Here is a 21,348-nt window from a genome sequence, read left to right as displayed (position 1 = left end):
AAGTCTACAACCGTCGGCCGTACTGCTCCCCGGCCCCGTCCCCCTGCCAAACCCAAAGGCGTGGCAGGTGATCATGATCACCGGATTGGGTGATCACCTTCGGCTGGAACAGCCGATCAGGATCACCGGAATACGCAGCCAGAAGCGGTTGCGGCGGCGCTGGGCGACTTCATGGGCACGCTGGCGCCGGAGACAGCCCGATGAGCCGCCTACCGCCCCTTGATCCCGAGGCGCTGAGCCCCGCGCAATCCGAGGTCTATAACCGCATCGCGACGGGCGCGCGCGGTGGTGTGCGCGGGCCCTTCCTCGCCCTGCTCCACAGCCCGGCACTGGCCTCGAAGGTAGAGGGGCTTGGCGTCTATCTCCGCTTTCAGTGCGCGGTGCGCGAGCGGCTCCGGGAGGTCGCGATCCTCACTGTGGCCCGGCACTGGCGCTGCGACTACGAATGGTACGCCCACGCGCCCATCGCGGAGCGCATGGGGGTGCCCGAGGCCGCGCTGGCTCGCCTTGGCCGGGGCGAGGATGCGGGCTTCGAAGAGCCCGATGAGACGCTGGTACAGGAGTACTGCGCCACCCTGCTGCGCGACGGGGCGGTGCCCCAGCCGCTCTACGACCGGGTGCGCGAGCGGCTTGGCCAGCAGGGTATCGTCGATCTCACTGGTCTCGTCGGCTACTATACCCTGCTCGCATTGACGTTGAACGCGCACGTCATCCACGTGCCCGAGGGTGCCGATATCCCCTGGCGCGCGGCATGAGTGCGGCCGGAATCGGGCGTGAGCTAGCGCCCGCCGTGCCTGAGGCAGTGCCCCGGCACCGCCTTGTCGGCCTCCAGCGCGCGTTGCCGGCAGCCGGGGTACTAGCCGGGGTCCTGCTTGTCCTCGGCCCCCTGCTGGCCACGCTCATCCGCAGCCTCCTCGTCTGGGACGAGAGCGGCGCGCATCTGTCACTCGCCAACTTCGCCCGCGTGCTCGGAGAGGCGCGCTTCTGGGAGGCCGTCGGGAACACCGCGATCTGTGGTGCCGGCGCGACCGTGCTGAGCTGCATTCTGGGCTTCACCCTGGCCTGGCTTGTCGCCCGCACGGACATGCCCGGCCGCAGCTGGCTGGAGGTGGGCAATCTCATCCCCTTCTTTCTCTCCCCCTATGTCGGGGCGATCAGCTGGATCTACCTGATGGCGCCGGGGAGCGGGCTGCTGCAGGGCTTCTTCCTGCGGCAATTCGGCCTGGACCTGTCCTTCATCGACATCTACAGCCTGGGCGGCGTCATCTGGGTGCTGACACTCTTCTATACGCCCTACGTCTATCTCTTCGTCATCTCGCCGCTGCGGCAGATGGACGCGGCGCTGGAGGACGCGGCGCGTGTCCATGGCGCGTCCTTCTGGTACACGCTCCGCCATGTGAGCATCCCGCTGGTGAGCCCGGCGCTGATCTCTGGCGCACTCGTCGTCTTCATCACCAGCGCGGGGCTGTTCGACGTGCCGCTGGCACTCGCCCAGCCCAGCGGCATCCGCACGATGCCGACCGAGATCTTCGCCGCCGTGCAGTATCCTGCGGACTTCGGGCGCGCGGCCGCATTCGGCGTGTTGGTCCTGGGGGTGACGATCTTGCTGGCCTTGGCGCAGCGCCGCTACCTCTCCCGCCGGCGGTTCGAGATCGTCACGGGCAAGGGCTATCGCCCGCGCGTGCTGCCGCTGGGCCGCGCAAGCAAGGCCGCCGCGCTGATGTTAGAGGCCATCTACATCGGCGGCGCCGTGGCACTGCCGACGATGGCCCTCGTCATGGTCTCCCTTTCCCGCCTCTGGACCGGGCGATTCGACATCGCGCGCGCCGGGCTATCGAACTTCGAATACGTGCTGACCGGCTTCGACCTGACGCGCGGGGCGGTGGTGAACAGCCTCATCCTCGCCGTGGTCGGGGCAACGCTGGGCACGATCTTCGCGGTCCTGCAGGCCTACTACCTGAACCGCGGCGCCCCGCAGCGGCGCGCGATCGCGGATGCGGTCCTCTCTCTGCCGTTGGGTATTCCCGGCATCATCCTCGGCCTCGGCTTCCTCATCCTCGCGATCCGGACGCCGCTCTATGGCACGTTGACAATTGTGCTCATCGCCTATGTGGCGCGCTTCTTTCCATTCGCTACCCGCGCCGTCTCCGCCATGTTCCTGGCCATCAACCCGGAGCTTGAGGCCAGCGCGCGGGCAAGCGGCGCGAGCTGGGGGCAGAGCATGCGCTGGATACTGCTGCCGCTCCTGCGTCCGGCGGTGACTGCCGCCTGGCTCATGCTTTTCGTCATCTTCGTCCGGGAGCTGGGCGCGACCATCCTCCTCTACGCTCAGGGAACGGAGACGATCAGCGTGGCACTGGTGCTGCTGGCCGACCGCAGCTCAGGTTATGTCGCGGCACTGGCGGTAGTGCAGCTCGTGTTGCTCCTCCTCGCTTTCGCTATGTTCCGTCTCACCCGTACCTCCATCAGCCAATCCTGAGGCGCACATATGGACGGCAGCAACGAACCAGGATCTTTCATCCGCATTGAGCGGGTGGAGAAAAGGTACGGCGCCCATCGCGCGCTGGACGGCGTGTCCTTCGGCGCGGGCAAGGGCCATACCCTGGCCCTGCTCGGTCCCAGCGGTTGCGGCAAGACGACGATGCTTCGCTGCATTGCTGGGCTGGAGACCCCGGATTCCGGCATGATCGAGATCGGCGGCCAGACCGTCTTTGACTCTGCACGGGGGATCAATCTGCCGGCCGAGGAAAGGCAGCTCGGCATCGTGTTCCAGTCCTACGCCGTCTGGCCGCACATGACGGTGGCGGAGAATGTGGGCTTCCCCTTGCGCGTCCGCAGGATGCAGAAGGCGGACGTTACGGCGCGGGTGTCGCGCATGCTCGATATCGTGGGCCTCGGCCATGCTGCAGGGAAGTCCGCCACCCAGCTCTCCGGGGGCCAACAGCAGCGCGTGGCCCTCGCCCGTGCGCTGATCCACGAACCCCGGCTGGTGCTGTTTGACGAGGCACTCTCCAATCTCGACGCCGCCCTGCGGGAGCACATGCGGATGGAATTGAAGGTGCTGCAGGACCGGTTGGGCTTCACCGCGATCTATGTCACCCACGACCAGACCGAAGCCTTCGGGTTGGCAGAGCGACTGCTGGTGATGAATGCAGGGCGGGTGGAGACGGAGGGCAGCCCCCGCGAAGTCTTCAGATGCCCCGCCACACCCTTCATCGCGCGCTTCCTCGGCCTGAATGTTCTGGAGGCAGAGATGCTGAGGCAGCACGGCGAACGCGCCGAAGTCCGCCTGCCCGGGGGAGCCACCCTGCGCGGCACGCTCGGCGGCGGCCTTGCCCCGCCTGCTGGCAGCCGCGTGCTGGCCTGCATTCGTAAGGAGCATGTCCGTTTGACGCGCGAGCCCGACGTCCCTCCCCTTCACGCGGAACTCCGCGCTGCCTCCTTCCTCGGCCTCGCCGAGGAATATGTTCTAGACATTGGCGGCGCGGAGTTGCGTGCCGTGCAGCCACCCTGTGGCGGCGTGCCGGGCGACCGCCTAGTGGTCACGATTCGTTCTGACGAGTGCGTGATATTACTGCCGTGAATGCATAAAAGCCCGCGCACGCCTCGTCACCGTGACAAAAGGAGCGTTGAAGCTCCTAAAGCGATCAAGAGGATGCTGGAACTGTCTGGAGCGGGCATGGCGGCCGGCAGAGATAGCCAAAGATGTCGCGTGCCACGAAGCGTTTCAGATAGCGGGTGACCTCGGGCTTAGTCTTCCCCTCGGCAGTTCGCCGCCTGAGGTGGTCGTGGGCGGGCTAATGGGCTCGCATACGAACGATGACAACCCGGCAGTGGACTTGCCCTAGAAAAGTCGAGGGTTCCTGATAAGGCAAAGGGAACTCCATCACGCAGCATAGACGGTTCACGAAGGAATTTGAGGACCAGGCGGTTCGGCTGGTTCGGACAAGTGGGCGAAGCCAGCGCGAGATCGCCGAGGATCTTGGGATTGGTTTGTCGACGCTGGTTCGGTGGATCAGCCAGAGCGGGGACCGACGGATCGATGAGCCGGACCGCTCCGGGCAGGAAGACGTCGCAGCCGAGTTGAATCGGTTGAGGCGGAAGAACGAGATCCTTCATCAGGAGCGGGACGTCCTCAAGTGGGCCACTGCTTTTTGTCAGGGAGGGAAGTCGGTGAGGTTCGCGCTCATCGATGAGGCGAGAAAAAGTTCCTCGTGCACCGGCTGTGCAGCGTGCTCGGCGTCACCCAATGCGGCTATTTCGCTGGGTGGGCCATCCGGCCAGCCGCCGCCAGCATGAGGACATGGTATTGCTGGACTCGCCCGCAGCCTCGGCCAGGGTCGGATTTCCCGGCACATCGGCCAGGCGCAGGCGGTTGGAGACCCGCACGGCGCGCTCCGCCGCGGCATGGTCCAGATCGGGCAGCGCAGGCATGAGCGGCCAGACCGGCTCCAGATCGGCGCCCCCGCCGTCTTGGGGCGGAACGCCGTCATCCTCGCCCTTCGCCGCCAGCTTCGGGTACTCGAACGGCAGCGCGGCCTTTGCCGCCTCCATGCGGGCGCCCAGCGGAGCATCCGGCGATTGATAGACCGCCTGCATGAACTCCAGCGAGGTCAGACCATTGATCACCGGCAGGTACCGAGCCGGGGGATTGATGCAGTCCTTGCTGTCCTTCGGCCGACCTGCGCCCGGGCGCTTGCCGCAGCAGGGCATGTCTGAATTCTCCCAAGCGTCTGACTTATGTCATCCGACCAGAGCGCTAGAATCTGCGCGTGAGCCCCCGTGCGGTTGGAAACCCCTGGCCGCGCCAGAGTTTGGATCCCCCCTCCGGCGATGGTGCTTGGCGCGTTCCGGCCGGATGCTGGAACCGCTGAGGCGCTAGCCGAAGGCGCGTTCCAGCCGTTCCAGCATCGCCTGCTCCGCTGGCGAGACACGCTGGGCATGGCCGAGGAGCTCGCCCGCCGCCTCAGCCACGTGCCGAGCACGACCGAGGAGATGGAGCCGCAGGGCCCGACTTGCGTCGCGCTCCATCACCGCGGCGCGGTCCCGGACATAATGGCTCCAGGCTTCGATCAGTTGCGGCGGGGGCGGATGGGCAAGCCAACTCTCCAGGAGGTGAAAGGCCGCGCCATGCCGCTCGATCCCGCTGTTGCCGGCGGCGTTGAGGAGCGCCGCCCGTTCCTTGCTGTCCAGGGCGCCATCTGCCCAGGCCACGGCCACCAGCGGCACGAGCGAAAGGCAGGTGAGCGTATCCCCGTCGATCCCGGCCGCAACCAGTCGGGCCAGCAGCGCGGGATCGGTGATGCCGGAAGCAGCAGAAAGGGCCTGCGGACGCATGTCGTGCACATTGGTGGGATCGCCGTGGCGCAGAAGCCCACCCTGCTCTTGCGCAAAAAAGGCATCCTCCAGCGCGCGTCGGGGGTCCTCGGTAGCTTCCTGGATCATCCTCGCTCCATCAGGTTCCAAGCCTCCAGGCTCGGCGCTGGAGGCATAGATGGGGACCATGACGTAAATATGGACCAGTAGTTACAATGTATCCATGATTTACGCCTTGAGATGATCCTAAGTGTTTGAGCTTGCAGGAGTGGAGCATCCCACCGCCCGGACTGGCTGATTCCGGCCTGCAGCCCATGGGCCGGTGCAGGGGCGATGAGCACCTTCCATCTTCCCTGCCGTTGCGGCCTAGACGGGCCGCCAGCGGCGCCTACGCTGGCCGGTGGGATAGTAGGGGTCGGGCCTGTCGGGCTGCCCTGGCACGCGCCGTCCTGGCCATGTGGCAGGCCCGCAGAGGGCCTGACCGTTGGTGGGGTCGAAGGGGGCACCGCCGTCCTTCATCTGGATAATTTGGTCGGCGAAGAGGCGGACACCGGAGCGCCCAGAGCGGGACGCCTGGTACATACCACCGGCCCTGCGGGTCACCTCGGCGCGCCAGCGCTGATGCTCGAGCGTCTGGTAGTGCGGACCTGCCTGCTTCGGCGGCGGCCGAGCAGAGCGGGTACCGAGCGTGCCAGGAGGGGAAGGCATGAAGGCCAGCACTGCCCGCTTCGGCTTCGCCATGCGAACTGGCCCCCGGGTCCACACATGCCCTGTTCGAGCTGGCTCGCTTGGCTGGACCAAGACGACCGAGGACCGCCCCTGCCATGATCACCTACATGGTCCAGCTCGACGGCATTGCCTGGAACATGATTCGAGGCACTTTGACCTATTCTAGCTACAGGTCTGGGGCCTCGGCGCCCAAGGCGGCAATTGCGGTGGCTACGAAGGTTAGACTGACTGGCGAAGTGACTTTCGTGGAACTCGCGAAGCCGGATGGCAACTCTGAGCGGATCGTTGCCTCTAACCCAGAACGGCCCCCGCTCGACAGTAGGTTGCGAGCGGCGGGTTACGTGGCCGCCTGACCACGGAAAGTTCACTCCGAATGTGAGGCGCCCCAGGGTCGATGGATCTTAGGTTTCTGTTACTTATCGTTACGCTGCGTTCGTTGCAGCCCAAGATTGTTGGATGTAACTGACCTTCAATCCCGCGCTGTGGCATTTCCCGCTGCGGGTTTCCCGGAACAGAGAAATGACTTTCGGCAACCTGCCCTCCCCTCAGCTGGAGGAGGCGTTTGTCCGCGCAATCCGACGCTTTCTGCCGAACACGCCAGACCGCTCGGAGCGTCTTGCCATGGCGACCGCTGTGAGAGAAGAGATCGAGTTGGTCCTCCGCACGGCCCCTTACGGCAAGAGTCCAGGAGATGAACTGATTGTTCGCGTCACCCTCGGGGCGACACTCGATGCAGCGATGGCCAGGGTATTGAGTGAAGAACTGGCGGACTTACCGGTTTCAGATCGGGGGTCCTAGCAAGCGAAGAGCCTTGACCGATGAGGGCCCTGCACCATCGCTACGCGGGTTTTTTTATCGCGCCGAGGCGGTCGGACATGATCGACAGGGCCGCATGCTTTGGTTCTGCCGTGCTATCCTCCGCGCATGTCCTCCGATCCGCCCACCTCAGACCCGCCACGCATTACGGAGCAGCTGGGCCCTCTCGGTGGACCTAGCTACATCTACCGAGGGGTCGTCATCGATGCGAACGCCCAGGGGACCATGTTCCGTGTCACTTGGCCCAATATGGATGCCGACGACTGGGAAGGCTCGACGGACCTCGACCATGTGTGCCGACAGATCGACCAGTGGCTTACCCGGCACCATCCGCCTGAGGTCGGCGGGTGAAGAGGCTCCGTCACCACCCGGGCGGCATAGCCATGGAACGAAAAGCGCCCGAGGCGGTCAGGCTCCGGACGATGAGTCGGAACTATCTCCTTGATGGGGAGCGTGTGACACACCCGTCGAGCGTTGCCTGACGCCATGTGCATCCAACATCCGGGCCACTCATGAGGGTAAGTGAGGACCAGCTTGCGTTGGCCCTGTGCGCCTCGCCGCTGTATCTCGCCCGCATCCCAAAGCGCTGACCAAGATATCCCGTTCGCGGCATCCCAAAGTCAGATTACCCGAGCCTATAAGTAACCGAACATCTTAAAATCTTTCTTCCTGGCTGTTCGCATATACAGTGACCGCGTCACGTCTTCCTCTGCGGCAGATCGCTCCCGAGGGCGAAGAGCGTTCATGCCTCAGGAGCCCCGCCACTCAGCCAGCCGCGTAAGCGTGGCCTGTACCTACCCCATCGTGACCTTCTGGTCTTCGTCCCGCCGCTCCGAGATCTGCCGCACCGAGAAGTTCTCGAACACCAACAGATCCGCTAGCGCCCGCCCGTTGTTTCCCACCGCCGACCGCACACCACGCAAGCTGACAGCCGCCCTCACCTGCATCTTGGCCGGATGCCCCTGCAGCCAGGGCGGCGTGCGGCCCGTAGAGGAGATCGGACGGTCCCGCGCCCCCTGCTCCATCTCGCTCTCCATCAGGTAGCGATCGAAGGCCTCGCGCTGGGCATCGTCGATCGCGCCACGGCGCCAAAGCTCGTCGTAGTAGCAGACCCGCCTGGCACCGCGCAGGATACGCCTTGGAGGCTTCGGGGGCGGCCGCTCCACGGCTTCCACGGCCTTGGAGTAACCCACCGACGCCTTCTTGCGCCGGATAGACGGGCCATAGTCTCTCACGAGAGCCAGGGCCACGGCCCACTTGGCTTTACGACGCGCCATTCAGTATCCCCCTGCTCATCGGCCACCCTGCTCCTCCCCCGTCACGTTCGGCAGCACCCCCACCCAGCCGGTCGCGCATGGCCTGGAGGCGGATGTGCTTGGCGGCCAGGAACGCCGCGTTGTTCTTCGCCAAAGGCACGCCAGCAGCCGCCTCGGCGCATGCGGAGATGTCCATCTGCAGCAGCAGGTGATCGAGGGTGTGAACACCCTCCTGGTCGGCCACGCGACGGCCGACGACGGCCGGGGTGGGGTTTGCCATGGGGCCACCTCCACCAACTCGGCCTAGCGCATCTCCTGCGCCGCAGTCAGAGGTGCCCATCAGCCAGAGGAAGGTGACGATGAGGGTGGTCTTGAGCATGTCTCAGCCCCACACCCACCAGGCGACCAGCGCCCAGAAGACTGCAGCGAAACCGGTGAACCACAGGATGGGAAAAATCGGCGGCAGAGGCGGAAGAGGAAACTGCCCCGGAAGAACCAACGCCATGACGTCGCCGCCTCGGATCACGTGGGCTACCTTAGGAATCGCATCAGCCAGTGCGCGAGCATGAAGTGAACACGACGAGAATAAGAGCCAAAAATGCGTATGGCTGGAACATGCCCGCGAGGGACCTTGCTGGTTCCAGGTCGGCCCCGCTTCCCTGGTCAGGCAGGTTTGCCACACTCCCTACCCGCCCCGCTCTGTTGGTGGGGTCTCATCGTAACGCCGGGTAGCCTGGACGTGGCTGGTCGCGTTCGACTGGTTGGCCTTGCATGCAGGCCTGCGTGACCTGAGCGCGGACAATCGCGCCGTCTATGCTCATGTCGCTCAGGGGGCCGTGCACCCTATCCTCTGCCGCAGCGCCCCGCATTTGACAGGCATAAAGTCTACTCTCGGCAGTGGTGGGCCTGTCGGCACTGGGGGAACGCGCACCAGGTGCACACGCGGCGGCAACGACAGCCAAAGCTGCACCAAGGAAGGGTCTGAGCATTGGGCGCCTCCGGGCCAGTTTATTCAAACAAGGTAACGGGGTGGTAGGGCCGAGGGTTAACGAACTCGCCCGCGGTCCGACCCCGCCCGCTTCGGAACGGTCTTTTGGTCCGGAATCATTAGTAGAGTATATTTCTACGAAGTTCACTGACCGTATAGTATTCCTGTACGATACTCCTCCTCACCGCCCGCCACCCCGGCCGGGATGTGAGGACGCCCCATGGACGCCACAGAAGGCACCCTCACCCGTCCCACGCTGCCTGTGCGCGGATGCGGGACGCCGTCGCTGCTGAGCAGATCCGTCCCGAGCAGCGTCTGGCTCCGAGTAGCGCGCCAACCTCGTGCGCATCCTTCGCCGCGAGAAGGTGCAGCAGCCCTTCTGGGCTTGGCACGCAATAGGCGCGCGGACGAGGGCGCACCACACCGCCGTGGCGAGTGAGCTGCAGGCGCTGATCGAGGTGTTCGAGGTGCAGTCGTGACCGCGCCCTCCTCCAATCCACCTGCCGCGGAGCTGGACGAGGCGAGACGGCTGGCAATCTTCTTCCGCGCGGTGCTGGAGCATGCCGGCGAGGCCGGCACCGTCGGTGGTGACGATCCCCAAGAAGCGATTGTGGAGGCCGGTCGGACGAGTTGGCAACGCGCCATGCGAGAGATGGCGGACTGCCTCGACGGCTATGAGACGGCGACCCGGTCATCGTCCTTACCACAGAGGGCAAGGCGGCACTTCTCCGCGCGGGCGTCGCCCTCGACGCGGAGAGGAACGGAGGGGCGTGATGCGCGCGGAGCCTCTTTAGTGGCTAACGAAGGACAGCAATGCCTCGTGCCTCGCGCTCAATGAGCAGCGCTACTCGGCCTACCGCTACCGAGATGGCCGAGTGCGGAAGCTCTTTGCAGGACCGGGAAGAAAATCGTGCTCCGTACGGCAGATCCCCGAGCTGCCCTCGTCTGGCGCAAGTTCATCGACGCCAGCGGACAGCAAAGCATCAAATGTGCCTTCTTCCGCAATGAGGGCCCGCACAAGACGAGTGAGCTTGTCCTACAGGTTGACGCTGTCGCTGATCACGTCTGGCCTGGTGATAGACATTACACCTACGTCGACGCGGCGTCAGTCCGGAGCGCCAAGCCTGGTTACTGCTTCCTGGTCGCAGGATGGCGCCGCTGCAGAAGAGCTTAAGGCGGGCTGCTAACCCTCAAGTGTCCCACCCCACCCTGCCGCCGCGTCCCCGGGGAGGGCGGAAACTGACAATGGCTGATGAGATGACGAGGGCCTGGGATGGTCGGCTGCCGAAGGAGCACGAGAAGGCGCCGGCGCATCGGGTCGCGCTAGATGGCATTACCTGCGTCGCGGTCTGGAAAGATGAGTATGCCCAGAGCATTGCAGGTGGACCCTCATGCATCTTCCCATTCGAGATGAGGGAGCGTGAAGGCCAGTACATCTCCCCGGTCTACCCCGCCGCGCCTCCCGTGCGCGCCGTGTGTGTACCGGTGGAGATCGTGCGTGACCTCATGAGCTACAGTGAGAGTGGGAAGGCGCCGGAACCCCGCATGGTGGCCCCGCTGAGAAGAGTACAGCCATTCCGTCCCTGGTATGTGGCACCGCCATTCTCGTGCGCCAGAGCAAGCCCGCGGCGGTGACGCGTGTGCATCGGGACGCTCGGAAAGGAGCGAAGGCATGAGCGCGAATCATTGGGATGGCAGGCGGCCTTCCGAGCATGAGGACGCGCCCGCGCATCTACTGCGCGATCGCTACGGCAACCCTCGTGTGGCCGAATGGAGCCCACCCGGCGTGCCGCACGACTGGCATCTCGACGGTGCGCTGATCCGGCCCTCGCATATGCGCCGGCGGCAGATCACCTACATCAGCCCGCTCTGCACCAAGGCCCAAGGCGCCGCCCGCGTGGAGGAGGCGGTGCAGACGCAGCAAGATGAGATCATCGCCGCGGCGCCGGGCTACATCGGCAGCAACACGGCGAGCATCTTGGAGCGCCGCATCCGCGCCTGCGGCCCCAGCCCCAGCCAGGCCCAAATGGGGTCGCGGGGGGCGGGGGCGGAGCGACAGGTGAGGCTGCCCCTCCCTCCCGCGTTCGGGCCGACTGCTTCGCGCGAAACCACTCTCTTAATCCGCAAGGTGCAGGAGCACGCCGCGGCAGAGCACATTCCTGGCGCGGCGAAGCTCGGCAGTATCTGGACATTCGACCCTATGAAGGTCCGCGCCTGGATCGCGGCCGAGGAACGCAAAGCATGGCGAGGACGCCTCGCAATCTCTACCTCCGTGGTGACACCTACTGGGGCCGCCCCAAGATCGCCGGAGTCCAGTATCGAGCTAGCCTACGGACAACTGATCCACGGGAAGCGGCGCGTCTCTTCAAGGCCTGGAAGAAGCAGCTCGTCCGCGAGGTGATGGGCGACCACGACGCGCCCACCTTCAAGGAGGCCGTCGTGCGCTGGGCAAAGGAGGTGCTGCCGGAGGCGGTGAAGCCGGCCGTCGCTCGCCGCTATCTCGCCAGTGTCGGGCAGCTCGATCCGGTCTTCGGCAGGCTACGTAGGGACCAGATCACGCCCAAGACCATCGCCGACTAGGTGAGCGCCAGGTCTGGCCAGGTGACCAATGCCACCATCCGCCGCGATCTGACCGCCCTCTCCCGCTTGCTGGCCGCTTGCGTCTCTTGGGGGTGGCGCACGGACAACCCGGCGCGCGACGATGATCGGTTTATGGTCCGGGAGCGCCGCGATCCCATCACCCTGCCGGGCGACCGGGAATGGGCGCTGCTGCGCTCCTTCTTCGAGAAGCACGGCATCGCGCTCCGCCTCGCCACCCACGCGCTCCGGATCGACCGCGAGGCCGCACGCGTGCTGGTGGAGCCGGGCGGCTGGCTGGGCTACGACCGCCTCGTCCTCGCCACCGGCGCACGGAACCGGCCGCTGGCGCTGCCCGGCGCGGCGCGGCGCTGGAGAACGTGGTTTCCCTCCGCGGGGCGGAGGACGGGCTCGCCCTGCGCGCGGCGCTGGCGCGCTCCCGCCGCGTGGTGATCATCGGCGGCGGCTTCCTTGGATTGGAAGTCGCCTCCTCCGCCCGCGCCATGGGGGTGGAGGTGACGGTGATCGAGGCCGGGGAGCGGCTGATGGGCCGTGCCGTCAGCCCCGCCGTGTCGCGCCACTTCCTGGAGTACCACCGCTCCCGCGGCGTGGTGGTGGAGCTGGGCCAGACGATTTCCGCCATTCTCGGCGAGACGAGGGCCGAGGACGTGACCACCACGGAGGGCCGCGATATTCCGGCGGACCTTGTCGTGGTGGCGGTGGGCGTGGTGCCGAACGCGGAGATCGCGGAGGCAGCAGGGCTGGCCGTGGACCGGGGCATCATCGTGGACCACGCGCTGCGCACCTCTGACCCGCGCATCCACGCGATTGGGGATTGCGCGCGCTTCCCCAGCGCCCAAGGCGGCGGGCTGACGCGGCTGGAATCAGTGCAGAACGCAGTTGATCAGGCCCGCTGCGCCGCGGCCGATATCCTTGGCAAGCCGCAGCCCTACGAGGCCGTGCCCTGGTTCTGGTCGGACCAGGGCGAGCGGCTACAGATCGCCGGGCTGACGGCAGACGCGGAGGAGACCGTGACGCAGGGCGGACCCGAGGCCTTCTCCGTCTACTGCTTCCGCAGCGGCGTGCTGATCGGCGCGGAGTCGGTGAACCGGCCCGCGGACCATGTGAAGGCGCGGCGGATGCTCGCTGCCGCCGAGCGGCCGCCCCGCGCGGCCTTCGCGTCGTAGGAGTAAAACGCTATGTCACCCGCAGGGAAGCTGAGAGCGTTGCTGGCAACGGGCGGCATGGTCCGCGCGCCCGGCGTCTATGACGGTATCACGGCCAAGCTGGCCGAGCAGGCCGGGTTCTCCGCCCTCTACATGACGTGGGCCGGCACCTCAATGGCGCGCGGCTTTCCGGATTTCGGGCTGCTGACGCTGACGGAGATGGCCGCGAATGCGTCGATGATCGCGCGCGCGATCAACCTGCCCCTGATCGCCGACGCCGACACGGGCTACGGCAACGAGCTGAACGTCACGCGCACCGTGCAGGAGTACGAGCGTGGTGGCGTGGCCGGGCTGCACATCGAGGACCAGGTGACGCCGAAGCGCTGCGGCCACCTGGACGGCAAAGAGCTGGTTCCGCGCGAGAAGTTCATCGCCAAGATCCGCGCGGCAGTGGCCGCGCGGCGCGACCCGGATTTTGTGATCATCGCCCGCACCGACGCGCGGGGCGTGGTGGGGCTGGACGAGGCGGTGGCGCGCGCGAACGCGGCGCTGGAAGCGGGGGCGAACGTGGCCTTCGTGGAGGCGGCCGCCTCCATGGAGGAGGTGGAGGCTATTCCCCGGCGCGTGAAGGGGCCGTGCCTGCTGAACATTGTGGTGGCCGGTAAGACGCCGGACATCGGCCTCGGCGAGGCGGAGGCCATGGGATACCGCATCGCCATCATGCCGAGCCTGCTGCTGAGCACGGTGATGAATGCCTGCGACGCGGTGCTGAAGACCGTGCGCGAGACGGACCGCCCGACGAGCAGCGCCGGGCAGGCGCCCGTCTCGGCCCGATTCGCGCGCTTCGGCGCGGACGAGTGGGGGGCGCTTCGCACGCGGTTCCGGAGCGAGCCGGTGGTCTAGGCCCCGCGCCCAACGAGAAAGAGAAAGGCCCGGAACAGGGTCTGCGGATGAGGAGGAGAGAGGAAGAATGGCGACTTCGTTAGGCCTGGTTACGCGGCGCCCCGCCGTCGCGGCAGGCGGCCTCGCGGCCCTTCTCGTGCCCTCTGTCCTCCGCGCGCAGGAGGAATGGCCGCGCCGGCCCATCCGTATCATCATTCCCTACACGCCGGGCGGCGGAACGGACATCGTGACGCGGCTATTCGGCGAGGCAATGCGCGCCACGCTCGGTCAGCCTGTGGTGATCGAGAACCGGCCGGGCGCGAACGGCATGATCGGGACGGACCTCGTCGCCCGCGCCCAGCCGGACGGCTATACCCTCGTTTCCGTCACGGCGGGCCATGTGGGGAGCAAGTACACGATCCCCAACATCCCGCACGACGCGGTGAAGGACTTTACCGCGGTCTCTCTGATCGCGAACTATCCCCTGGTGGTCACCGCCAGCACCCTGGCGCCCTTCTCCGACTTTCCGGGGATGGTGGGGTATGCCCGCGCCAATCTGCGGGCAGTGAGCTACGGCACGACAACCTCCACCAGCAGCTACGCGGCGGCGGAGCTCGCCCGGCTCGCCGGAGTGCAGATGACGGAGGTGCCGTACAAGGGCTCCGCGCCGATGATGACGGACATGATGTCGGGGGCACTTCACGCCGGCTGGTCCAGCCCGGAGAGCGCCTTCGCGCAGATCCAGAGCGGCAAGACCCGCGTGATTGCGCAGACGGGCGCCCGGCGCGCCGAGGCCCTGTCCGCCGTGCCGACAGTGGCGGAGATGGGCTTCCCGGGATTCGAGATGCTGGGCTGGGTCGGCCTCTACGGCCCGGCCGGGCTGCCGCCGCAGATCTGCCATCGGATCTACTCTGCCCTGACCGAAGCGATCGCGAAGCCGGCGCTGCATCAGCGCTTGGTGGAGATGGGTAATTTCGGCGTGATCGAGGGACCTGCCGAGTTCACGCGGCGCACGCTGGAGGACGACGCCCGCCTCGGCCGCGCCGCGCGCGAGGGCCTTTTGGTAAGAGCCGGCTGAAGGACGAAGGCCAACGTCGAGAGACCTCAAGTACCACCTCCGGAGTGGTACTCATGGAGGATGGGACGGGAGGTGGGTTCAGTGCCTCTTTTCCCTCCCCAGCAGGCAATCTCATGTGCAGCATGCCGCAGCCGGTCGAGCTCGGCTAACCGCATCATCCTCTTTTTGCGAGCAGGCTGGAACTGTCGCTCGCCGCTCTGCTCCGTTCAGGGCACCTCCATTTTGCAGCCCCTCAACAGTAACCGTGCAATGCCGATTTTGGCTGCATCTGGCGCCGGCTGCCCATCATGTCGGCGCCCGCTTCAGGCCGTGAGAGGCACATGCCGCGCCAAGAATGCCAGTCAAACAGGTGCTTCCTACCCTTTCAGCCCGTATCGCCCGCTCCAGGCCGGTGTCTAGGCACGATAATCCTCCTGCAGCGTGTGCGATGGACGGGGCAGAGGTCTTGCCACAATCGCCGGACGGGTTGCACGACCCACCAAAGTCCGGTTCCAGGTACGCAGCGGCCGTAAGTACAAGGACGGCAAGATCGGAAGCGTCACGCCGAAAATAGCATCACCTTAGCGTCTTTAACGGAGCGGTGAGTCACCCACCTGGTGACTGATTAGGTAAGTGGGAGGTGACGATGGCGGAACGTATGGCGCGCCTCGTCAGCAAAGGGGAAGATGGACGTAAGCGGTCAGGTGCTCACGCGGTAGCCGCCCCTGGAGGGTTCCTATGACCGCGGGCCTGCAGACTATACGACTTGGCTCACCAAGAAACCTGCACAGGGGCGTCGATGCCAGCCGAGAGCACCATAGACCGCAGACGGTTCCTTGCACTTCTGGGCTTGGCCAGCGCGCCGTACCAGCGTGCCGAGGCGTTGGAGCTCGCCGACGTCAACGGGCTTATCACCGAGAACCGCCATGACGGTGTCCGCATCCTTAGCGCGGGCGGTGAATTCGTCGGCGCGCGCGGGGCGTATTACGGGCCGCCGGTGCCATTCGCCCAACTTCCGGTTCACCTCGTCAACGCGCTCGTGGCGAGCGAGGACCGCCGGTTCTACGAGCATTGGGGGCTGGATCCGAGGGCGATGGCGCGCGCGGTCTGGTCCACTGTTACCGGGCGCACCCAGGGTGGCAGCACGCTGACGCAGCAGACCATCAAGGAGATCTACCTGAGGGAGCACAGCCCGATCATCCGGAAACTGCTTGAGGAGCCGGTGCTGGCCCCCATCCTGGAACTCAACCTGAGCAAGGAGGACATCCTGTATGTTTACTTGAACAGGGTGTTCTTTGGTGGCAGCGCTTACGGGATCGAGGCCGCTGCCCGGGTGTACTTCAACAAGTACGCGCGCAGCCTCAGCATACTCGAGTCCGCCATGATGGTCGGACTGCTTCCGGCGCCCAACCGCTTCAACCCTCACCGGAACCCACAATTGTCCCGCGACCGGGGCATCCGGGTCATCGAGCAGATGGTCGAGGCCGGATCCCTCAGCCGGAGCGCGGCGGACCGCGCCAAGGTGCAGGAGGTCGCCGTAGCTCCATCCAGGTCGGCCCGGGGCGGCTTCTATCCCCGCAGCTTAGGGATCGGTTGGTTCGCCCGCTGGGCGGAGACCGAGGCCAACGCCAATTCCGCGCCGGCCCAGCGGAGCGGCACGCGGACCATCACGACGACCTTGGACCTGAAGATCCAAGCGGCGGCAGAACGGCAGTTGGAGGTGGCCCTGCGTCAGTACGCGCGGACGAAGCAGATCGAGGAGGGCGCGGTTGTCGTCATGCGGTATGATGGCGCGGTACTGGCGCTCGTCGGCGGACGTGATTACCGACAGCGGGAGTGGGACCACGTCACCCAGGCCAAGCGCCAGCCGGGCTCCGTAGCCAAGCTATTCGTCTATCTCGCGGCACTCGGCAAGGGCAACACGCCGGACACAGCGGTCAGCGACGCCGCCCTGACACTCGGTGGACGTGCCGTGAGGAACTATGACGACAGGTACCTCGGTGAAATCACGCTAGCCACCGCATTAGAGAAGTCGTCGAACACGGCTGCGGTCCGGCTGGCTCTGCAGAACACCCGCGAGACGAGGGACCTGGTCAGGGCCATGAACGTGGCAGAGGATGTTGAGGGCGAGGCCGGCGACCTCGCACTTGGAAGCTATGAGGCGAGGCTTATTGATCTCACGGCGGCCTTTGCCAGTGTCGCCAACCGCGGGAGGATGGTCATCCCCTATTCGGTGCAAAGGGTTCAGGACCCGGCAGGCGCCGAGCTCTTGACGCGCGTGCTCCCGGCACAATCAGACATCAGGCAGGTCCTGGAGCCTCGCCAGGCCGAGGTCATGAGGCAGATGCTCGCCCGCGTAGTGCAACGGGGCACAGGAAAAGCTGCCGATCCGGGGTTCTGGGCCGCCGGTAAGACCGGGACCACCACAGCAAGCCGCGATGCCTGGTTCATCGGTTTTACCGAACGCTATGTTGCGGGCGTCTGGCTCGGGAACAGTGATAGCAAGCCGATGCTCGGCGTGTCGGGCGGTGGCTTGCCCGCGCAGATATGGCGCGCGGTGATGATTGACGCTCATAGAAGCGCGTGACCAGCCGATTGACGGACGCAACCTCGGATCCAACTGGCGACGGGTACGGTGGCGCGATTACCCTACCCAGAAGCGACACGGGTGACTTGCATCCTCGTCATCAGAAGTGACACCCATTTGGTGAAACGGGAGGGTCGTGACAGACGTCCTCCTGTACTCGGCGGACCTGGCCGCCCGGCGCTCCAACCTGGCGGGCCCCACGAGGTTGGACCTAACCCCGCGTGACGGGCGCGAGGCGACCTGATCAGGGCTGGGAAAAGCCTTGGGCCGTCTTCTGGAACGCCGCCAAGTTATTATTCCCGCATGGCTTTATTTTTACCTTGTTTGACACTCGACGATCCCGTTGGGCTGGCGCTCTGAGTCCGGCACATGAACCGTTCGAAGTTCAAAGGTATCGTTCTGCTTACAATGTTTCGCTCCGTTGCCCCCGCTTTTGCTTGAATGGCGAGCCGCGGAGCCGGCCTACAGCGTCCCCCGCGTGCCAAGGATGTTGGTAGCAACACCTTGTTGCACGGACCGGCGGCTTGGGGGTGGAGGCCCGCGGGGTTTACGGGTCAGGTCCCTGCCCCGGCCGCTTGTATGCCAGCATGCCGTTTAAAACCAACTCTCTCCGCCGGCACCACATCCCGAAGCAGCGGCACCGCGTAACGACCTGGTCTGACTACGGCGCTGGTCTGCGGCAGCGTGGGAGCTTGACCGTGCGGTTCACAGAGGTGCGGTCTCGGCCTGGGAAGCGGAGCCACGTAGCACGCCGGGCGGACAGCGCGTCTACTCCGCCCTGGCCATCACCACGGCGCTGACGTTGCGGGCCGTGTTCCGCCGGGCCCTGCGCCAGACCGAGGGGCTGATCGGCCCCATTTTCCACCTACTCGGTCTCGACCTGGCCGTGCCTGACCATTCTACCCTGAGCCGCCGAGCCAAAACCCTGGAGGTGCCAAAGCCAGTGCCAGGGGCGAGTGGAGAGCCCGTGCACCTGCTGGTGGACAGCACGGGGCTTAAGCTGTGCGGCCTTGGCGAGTGGCTGGTTGAGAAACACGGTACCCGGACAAGGCGTGAGTGGCGCAAACCCCATCTCGGCACGGACGCCAACACCGGAGGGATTGTCGCGCCGGTGCTGACCCGTTGCAAAGTTTGCGGCGGGCCGCAAATGGCCTGGACAGCAGGCGGACCGAGGAGGGGCTGACCGCGTGGGCCGCCCACATCGTCCGGGTCCGGTCGAGGCCTCGCCCGACGGGCGCTCCCGAACCTACCACGTGCTGCACCTTGTTGCACGGACCGGCGGCTTGGAGGTGGAGGCCCGGAGGGGTCACGGGTCAGGTCTCTGCCCCTGCCGCTTGCTCATCTGGATCGACGGCACGAACCGGCGTTTCGACGGCTACAGCTACCTGCCGGGAAACCCGGAGCCGATGATCGCCTGGTTCGGTTGCTTCATCGGCTAGCGGCGGGCTCGAACAGTACCTCCGTCGCACGCAAACCTTTCGGATCAAACGGTGGGCTCCACAGAGCGGAGCCCACCGGGTCGCCACGACCAGTGTGGGCATCAGTGGCCGGATGATCAGCAATATGATGCTGGCCCGCATCGAGGGGCGACCCGGCCAGCGGCTAGTGCCGTTCGTGACGAAAGCGGCCAGGTCGTGATCTGCCTTCTAGCGGCCGCTTCCCCGGACACTCCACCCGGAAGCGGACCTGCCGCCATTGGCCAAACCCGGTCATAGTGGCTGAGCGCCCAAGACGAACTTCGTTGGCTCTCCCTGGTCGAGATTCCTGACTTCGATTTACACGACGGTTAGGGAGCTGCGGATGCGGGCGCGGAGTACAAGTGTCATAATGATCAGCACGTTCGCCATGTTCCAGGCGACACCGTTGAGGAACGCCGCGGCGTAGCTGCCGGTCGCGTCGAAGATGACCCCAGACAGCCAGCCACCCAGGGCCATCCCGACGAGGGTCGCCATGACGACGATGCCGACCCGCATCCCTGCCTCCGATACGGGGAAGGTCTCCCGCACGACCACAGCGTAGGAAGGGACGATGCCTCCCTGAACCAGTCCGAAGAGGGCTGACAGCACGAACAGCGAGGCAAGCTCGTCAAAGAACAGGAAGAGCGACAGTGCAACTCCTTGTAGGATCGAGCCAAGCAGCAGCGTGCGAAGCCCGCCAATCCGGTCGGCGATGAAGCCGGATCCGAGGCGCGATACGATGCCGCAGGCGAGCATCACTGAGAGCATCTCCGCTCCCCGCGCAACGCCGTATCCGAGGTCGCCGCAGTAGGCGACGATGTGGACCTGGGGCATGGCCATGGCAACACAACATGCCACGCCAGCGGCGGACAGGATGACCGTCAGCCCTCTGCGCGAGAAACCCAGGGGCTTGGTTCGGTCCGGGATGGATCGTGATATCCCGCCCTGGGAACCCGGCGCTCGTGCCCGCAACATGAGGGAGAGAGGCAGCATCGCCACCAGGCACACGGCGCCGACGATTAGGTGGGCTGTGCGCCAGCCATGCGCCGAGATCAGCCAGGTCAGTATGGGGGGCCAGACCGCCCCCGCGAGGTAGTTACCGGACGCCGCGATGGCCACCGCAATGCCCCGACGGCGCTGGAACCAAAGGGAGGCCTCCGCCATCAAGGGCCCGAACACCGCGGAGGAGCCGAGCATCCCAATGAATAGACCCTGTGCCAGTGTATAGACAGTAAGGCCTGGCGCCCACCCCGCGAGGGTATATCCGCAGGCCAGCATCACCGTTGCACCGAGCAGCGGCCCCATCGGGCCGAACCGGTCGGAGAGCCGCCCCATCAGAATGCCACCGACTCCCGAACCCATCATGGTTAGCGTGTAGGCGAAGGATGCGGCGCCACGGGACACGCCGAACTCCGATTGCAAGTGGGGCAGCGTCACGATGGCTGACCACATGCCCACGCCACCAATCGTCGCGAGCGCCACGATGACGCAGAGACGGATCCAGGCGGTCCGAGAATCGAGAAGCTGATCTTGGTTCATGTTCTGCGCCTGCTACCCCGCAGCCGAGTAGTACACCGATGATGCCGAGGACGGCACGTGCCTGCGGGCCGCCCCTTCAGGAACGGTCCACCCGCACCCGTCTTCCGCAGGGTAGTCTCCTGGTCAAAAGACATGCCCGGCTAGGACCCCTTGGCAGAGAGCTTCTCCTCATTTGCCTCGAACCGGACCATTGGCAGGTAGTACTGCGGTGCCTCCACCCGGCTGAACATGCCGTAGTTCCGCTCCAATTCGCAGGCCCGCGCCGTTGCCCCGGCCGCACAGAGGGCATCAACCAGGGCGGCCGCATCGGCCACGTCGGCCACCTCGAACAGCCAGAGGCGCTCCCCCTTCCGATTGATGCTTTCGAAGGTGTCGGCCGGGCACCGTGAACTTGCTGGCTTCGGGGCGAGAAGGCTGACCGATTGACGGCGGGATCAAGGGCGATCAAGCCCGCGCGGCGACCCCGGTGATGTCGGACCACACCTCGAACGCGCGCGCCCTTGCGGCGCGGTACTCGCTGGCATTGACGTACTCGCGGCGGAGATGAAAGAGGTTGTTGATCCCGTCGTGGGCGGAAAGGAAGCGCTGTGCCCGGCCGGCTGATTTGAAGCGCTTCATCTGTCGTTCTCGTCGTCGCGTCGGCTGATGCGAGTTCTCCGCCCGGTTGTTCAGCCCCGGGACTGTCAGGAATTTCGTGTGCGGGAGGGCGGTTGCACACGTTCAGGCCATGGCTCTGGTGAAGCGCTCGCCAAAGAGGACGGCGAACTGAGCCTTGGCCATCGACCACTCACGGGGTGGCATGATCCAGTCTTTCTCACTGCGGTTCAACACCAGATAGAGCAGCTTCATCGCGGCCTCGTCGGTCGGGAAGTGGCCGCGTGCCCGCACGGCCCGGCGTAGCTTCGAGTTCAGTGCCTCGATAGCATTGGTGGTGTAGACGATCCGGCGCACCTCGATGGGAAAGGCATAGAAGGGGAT

21 protein-coding genes and 2 pseudogenes are annotated in these 21,348 nt (G+C 65.7%); 15 read left to right on the top strand and 8 right to left on the bottom strand.

Going from position 1 to position 21,348, the window contains the following annotated elements; translation table 11 throughout:
- The first annotated feature begins 200 nt into the window (after window positions 1-200).
- The 4 genes and pseudogenes from ACO1BU_RS30490 to ACO1BU_RS30475 all read left to right on the top strand — a co-directional run.
- The gene (locus ACO1BU_RS30490) at window positions 201-755 is read left to right on the top strand and encodes a carboxymuconolactone decarboxylase family protein (RefSeq protein WP_424139722.1); all 555 of its coding nucleotides are present in this window, start codon (window positions 201-203) and stop codon (window positions 753-755) included.
- Window positions 752-2,479, top strand: coding sequence for an ABC transporter permease (locus ACO1BU_RS30485; RefSeq protein WP_424139721.1), 1,728 nt, complete (start codon window positions 752-754; stop codon window positions 2,477-2,479). The genes ACO1BU_RS30490 and ACO1BU_RS30485 overlap by 4 nt, the downstream gene beginning before the upstream one ends.
- A gap of 9 nt (window positions 2,480-2,488) precedes the next feature.
- Window positions 2,489-3,583, top strand: coding sequence for an ABC transporter ATP-binding protein (locus tag ACO1BU_RS30480; RefSeq protein WP_424139720.1), 1,095 nt, complete (start codon window positions 2,489-2,491; stop codon window positions 3,581-3,583).
- A gap of 302 nt (window positions 3,584-3,885) precedes the next feature.
- A pseudogene (locus ACO1BU_RS30475) lies at window positions 3,886-4,315 on the top strand (transposase); the annotation flags it as partial.
- A gap of 563 nt (window positions 4,316-4,878) precedes the next feature.
- Here the strand turns inward: ACO1BU_RS30475 and ACO1BU_RS30470 are convergent.
- A complete protein-coding gene (locus ACO1BU_RS30470) occupies window positions 4,879-5,445 on the bottom strand; it encodes a hypothetical protein (RefSeq protein WP_424139719.1) in 567 nt (188 codons plus the stop codon).
- A 237-nt stretch (window positions 5,446-5,682) separates the two neighbouring features.
- Window positions 5,683-6,057 (bottom strand): HNH endonuclease, encoded by a 375-nt coding sequence (locus ACO1BU_RS30465; protein ID WP_424139718.1) that lies wholly within the window; start codon window positions 6,055-6,057, stop codon window positions 5,683-5,685.
- Between the two features lie 83 nt (window positions 6,058-6,140).
- Between ACO1BU_RS30465 and ACO1BU_RS30460 the strand changes: the two genes are divergently transcribed.
- From ACO1BU_RS30460 to ACO1BU_RS30450, 3 genes are all read left to right on the top strand, one after another.
- Window positions 6,141-6,398: a hypothetical protein gene (locus tag ACO1BU_RS30460; protein WP_424139717.1), complete on the top strand. Its 258-nt coding sequence runs from the start codon at window positions 6,141-6,143 to the stop codon at window positions 6,396-6,398.
- 166 nt (window positions 6,399-6,564) lie between these two features.
- The gene (locus tag ACO1BU_RS30455; RefSeq protein ID WP_424139716.1) at window positions 6,565-6,843 is read left to right on the top strand and encodes a hypothetical protein; all 279 of its coding nucleotides are present in this window, start codon (window positions 6,565-6,567) and stop codon (window positions 6,841-6,843) included.
- Between the two features lie 243 nt (window positions 6,844-7,086).
- The gene (locus tag ACO1BU_RS30450; RefSeq protein WP_424139715.1) at window positions 7,087-7,212 is read left to right on the top strand and encodes a hypothetical protein; all 126 of its coding nucleotides are present in this window, start codon (window positions 7,087-7,089) and stop codon (window positions 7,210-7,212) included.
- A 443-nt stretch (window positions 7,213-7,655) separates the two neighbouring features.
- Here the strand turns inward: ACO1BU_RS30450 and ACO1BU_RS30445 are convergent, their stop codons facing one another.
- The gene (locus ACO1BU_RS30445; RefSeq protein ID WP_424139714.1) at window positions 7,656-8,138 is read right to left on the bottom strand and encodes a hypothetical protein; all 483 of its coding nucleotides are present in this window, start codon (window positions 8,136-8,138) and stop codon (window positions 7,656-7,658) included.
- Window positions 8,125-8,496 carry a hypothetical protein gene (locus tag ACO1BU_RS30440; protein ID WP_424139713.1) on the bottom strand — a complete coding sequence of 124 codons (372 nt, stop codon included), beginning with the start codon at window positions 8,494-8,496 and terminating at the stop codon, window positions 8,125-8,127. Before ACO1BU_RS30440 ends, ACO1BU_RS30445 begins: the two co-directional genes overlap by 14 nt.
- 950 nt (window positions 8,497-9,446) lie before the next feature.
- Between ACO1BU_RS30440 and ACO1BU_RS30435 the strand changes: the two genes are divergently transcribed.
- The 8 genes and pseudogenes from ACO1BU_RS30435 to ACO1BU_RS30400 form a co-directional block, all read left to right on the top strand.
- Window positions 9,447-9,584 carry a hypothetical protein gene (locus tag ACO1BU_RS30435; protein WP_424139712.1) on the top strand — a complete coding sequence of 46 codons (138 nt, stop codon included), beginning with the start codon at window positions 9,447-9,449 and terminating at the stop codon, window positions 9,582-9,584.
- Window positions 9,585-11,346: 1,762 nt separating this feature from the next.
- On the top strand, window positions 11,347-11,685 hold the full coding sequence (locus ACO1BU_RS30430) for a hypothetical protein (RefSeq protein ID WP_424139711.1): 339 nt from the start codon (window positions 11,347-11,349) through the stop codon (window positions 11,683-11,685).
- Window positions 11,686-12,135 (top strand): FAD-dependent oxidoreductase, encoded by a 450-nt coding sequence (locus ACO1BU_RS30425; protein WP_424139710.1) that lies wholly within the window; start codon window positions 11,686-11,688, stop codon window positions 12,133-12,135.
- Entirely contained in the window at window positions 12,063-12,869 is an 807-nt protein-coding gene (locus tag ACO1BU_RS30420; protein ID WP_424139709.1) for an NAD(P)/FAD-dependent oxidoreductase, read from the top strand. The genes ACO1BU_RS30425 and ACO1BU_RS30420 overlap by 73 nt, the downstream gene beginning before the upstream one ends.
- Before the next feature lie 12 nt (window positions 12,870-12,881).
- A complete protein-coding gene (locus tag ACO1BU_RS30415) occupies window positions 12,882-13,751 on the top strand; it encodes an isocitrate lyase/PEP mutase family protein (RefSeq protein ID WP_424139708.1) in 870 nt (289 codons plus the stop codon).
- A gap of 67 nt (window positions 13,752-13,818) precedes the next feature.
- Window positions 13,819-14,808 (top strand): tripartite tricarboxylate transporter substrate binding protein, encoded by a 990-nt coding sequence (locus ACO1BU_RS30410; protein WP_424139707.1) that lies wholly within the window; start codon window positions 13,819-13,821, stop codon window positions 14,806-14,808.
- A 778-nt stretch (window positions 14,809-15,586) separates the two neighbouring features.
- Complete coding sequence (locus ACO1BU_RS30405) at window positions 15,587-17,374, top strand: transglycosylase domain-containing protein (RefSeq protein ID WP_424139706.1); 1,788 nt, start codon at window positions 15,587-15,589, stop codon at window positions 17,372-17,374.
- A gap of 724 nt (window positions 17,375-18,098) precedes the next feature.
- A pseudogene (locus ACO1BU_RS30400) lies at window positions 18,099-18,557 on the top strand (transposase); the annotation flags it as partial.
- Between the two features lie 592 nt (window positions 18,558-19,149).
- Here ACO1BU_RS30400 and ACO1BU_RS30395 read toward each other — a convergent pair.
- The 4 genes from ACO1BU_RS30395 to ACO1BU_RS30380 all read right to left on the bottom strand — a co-directional run.
- Window positions 19,150-20,370 (bottom strand): MFS transporter, encoded by a 1,221-nt coding sequence (locus ACO1BU_RS30395; RefSeq protein WP_424139705.1) that lies wholly within the window; start codon window positions 20,368-20,370, stop codon window positions 19,150-19,152.
- 140 nt (window positions 20,371-20,510) lie between these two features.
- Window positions 20,511-20,693, bottom strand: a complete 183-nt coding sequence (locus ACO1BU_RS30390) for a hypothetical protein (protein ID WP_424139704.1) — start codon at window positions 20,691-20,693, stop codon at window positions 20,511-20,513.
- Between the two features lie 121 nt (window positions 20,694-20,814).
- Window positions 20,815-21,057 carry a DDE-type integrase/transposase/recombinase gene (locus ACO1BU_RS30385; RefSeq protein WP_424139723.1) on the bottom strand — a complete coding sequence of 81 codons (243 nt, stop codon included), beginning with the start codon at window positions 21,055-21,057 and terminating at the stop codon, window positions 20,815-20,817.
- 33 nt (window positions 21,058-21,090) lie between these two features.
- Window positions 21,091-21,348: transposase (locus ACO1BU_RS30380; protein WP_424139703.1), on the bottom strand; the 258-nt coding region annotated here is incomplete at its 5' end.

This window comes from Roseomonas chloroacetimidivorans, assembly GCF_049629625.1.
GTDB lineage: Bacteria > Pseudomonadota > Alphaproteobacteria > Acetobacterales > Acetobacteraceae > Roseomonas > Roseomonas chloroacetimidivorans.
Note: the sequence above shows the minus strand (reverse complement) of the source record. Positions and strands in the feature narration are given on the sequence as shown.

What these genes read in the sequence shown, in the direction of transcription:
- ACO1BU_RS30490 (WP_424139722.1), top strand. Translation starts at nt 201, where the DNA reads ATGAGCCGCCTACCGCCCCTTGATCCCGAGGCGCTGAGCCCCGCGCAA.
- ACO1BU_RS30485 (WP_424139721.1), top strand. Translation starts at nt 752, where the DNA reads ATGAGTGCGGCCGGAATCGGGCGTGAGCTAGCGCCCGCCGTGCCTGAG.
- ACO1BU_RS30480 (WP_424139720.1), top strand. Translation starts at nt 2,489, where the DNA reads ATGGACGGCAGCAACGAACCAGGATCTTTCATCCGCATTGAGCGGGTG.
- ACO1BU_RS30470 (WP_424139719.1), bottom strand. Translation starts at nt 5,445, where the DNA reads ATGATCCAGGAAGCTACCGAGGACCCCCGACGCGCGCTGGAGGATGCC.
- ACO1BU_RS30465 (WP_424139718.1), bottom strand. Translation starts at nt 6,057, where the DNA reads ATGGCGAAGCCGAAGCGGGCAGTGCTGGCCTTCATGCCTTCCCCTCCT.
- ACO1BU_RS30460 (WP_424139717.1), top strand. Translation starts at nt 6,141, where the DNA reads ATGATCACCTACATGGTCCAGCTCGACGGCATTGCCTGGAACATGATT.
- ACO1BU_RS30455 (WP_424139716.1), top strand. Translation starts at nt 6,565, where the DNA reads ATGACTTTCGGCAACCTGCCCTCCCCTCAGCTGGAGGAGGCGTTTGTC.
- ACO1BU_RS30450 (WP_424139715.1), top strand. Translation starts at nt 7,087, where the DNA reads ATGTTCCGTGTCACTTGGCCCAATATGGATGCCGACGACTGGGAAGGC.
- ACO1BU_RS30445 (WP_424139714.1), bottom strand. Translation starts at nt 8,138, where the DNA reads ATGGCGCGTCGTAAAGCCAAGTGGGCCGTGGCCCTGGCTCTCGTGAGA.
- ACO1BU_RS30440 (WP_424139713.1), bottom strand. Translation starts at nt 8,496, where the DNA reads ATGCTCAAGACCACCCTCATCGTCACCTTCCTCTGGCTGATGGGCACC.
- ACO1BU_RS30430 (WP_424139711.1), top strand. Translation starts at nt 11,347, where the DNA reads ATGGCGAGGACGCCTCGCAATCTCTACCTCCGTGGTGACACCTACTGG.
- ACO1BU_RS30415 (WP_424139708.1), top strand. Translation starts at nt 12,882, where the DNA reads ATGTCACCCGCAGGGAAGCTGAGAGCGTTGCTGGCAACGGGCGGCATG.
- ACO1BU_RS30410 (WP_424139707.1), top strand. Translation starts at nt 13,819, where the DNA reads ATGGCGACTTCGTTAGGCCTGGTTACGCGGCGCCCCGCCGTCGCGGCA.
- ACO1BU_RS30405 (WP_424139706.1), top strand. Translation starts at nt 15,587, where the DNA reads ATGCCAGCCGAGAGCACCATAGACCGCAGACGGTTCCTTGCACTTCTG.
- ACO1BU_RS30395 (WP_424139705.1), bottom strand. Translation starts at nt 20,370, where the DNA reads ATGAACCAAGATCAGCTTCTCGATTCTCGGACCGCCTGGATCCGTCTC.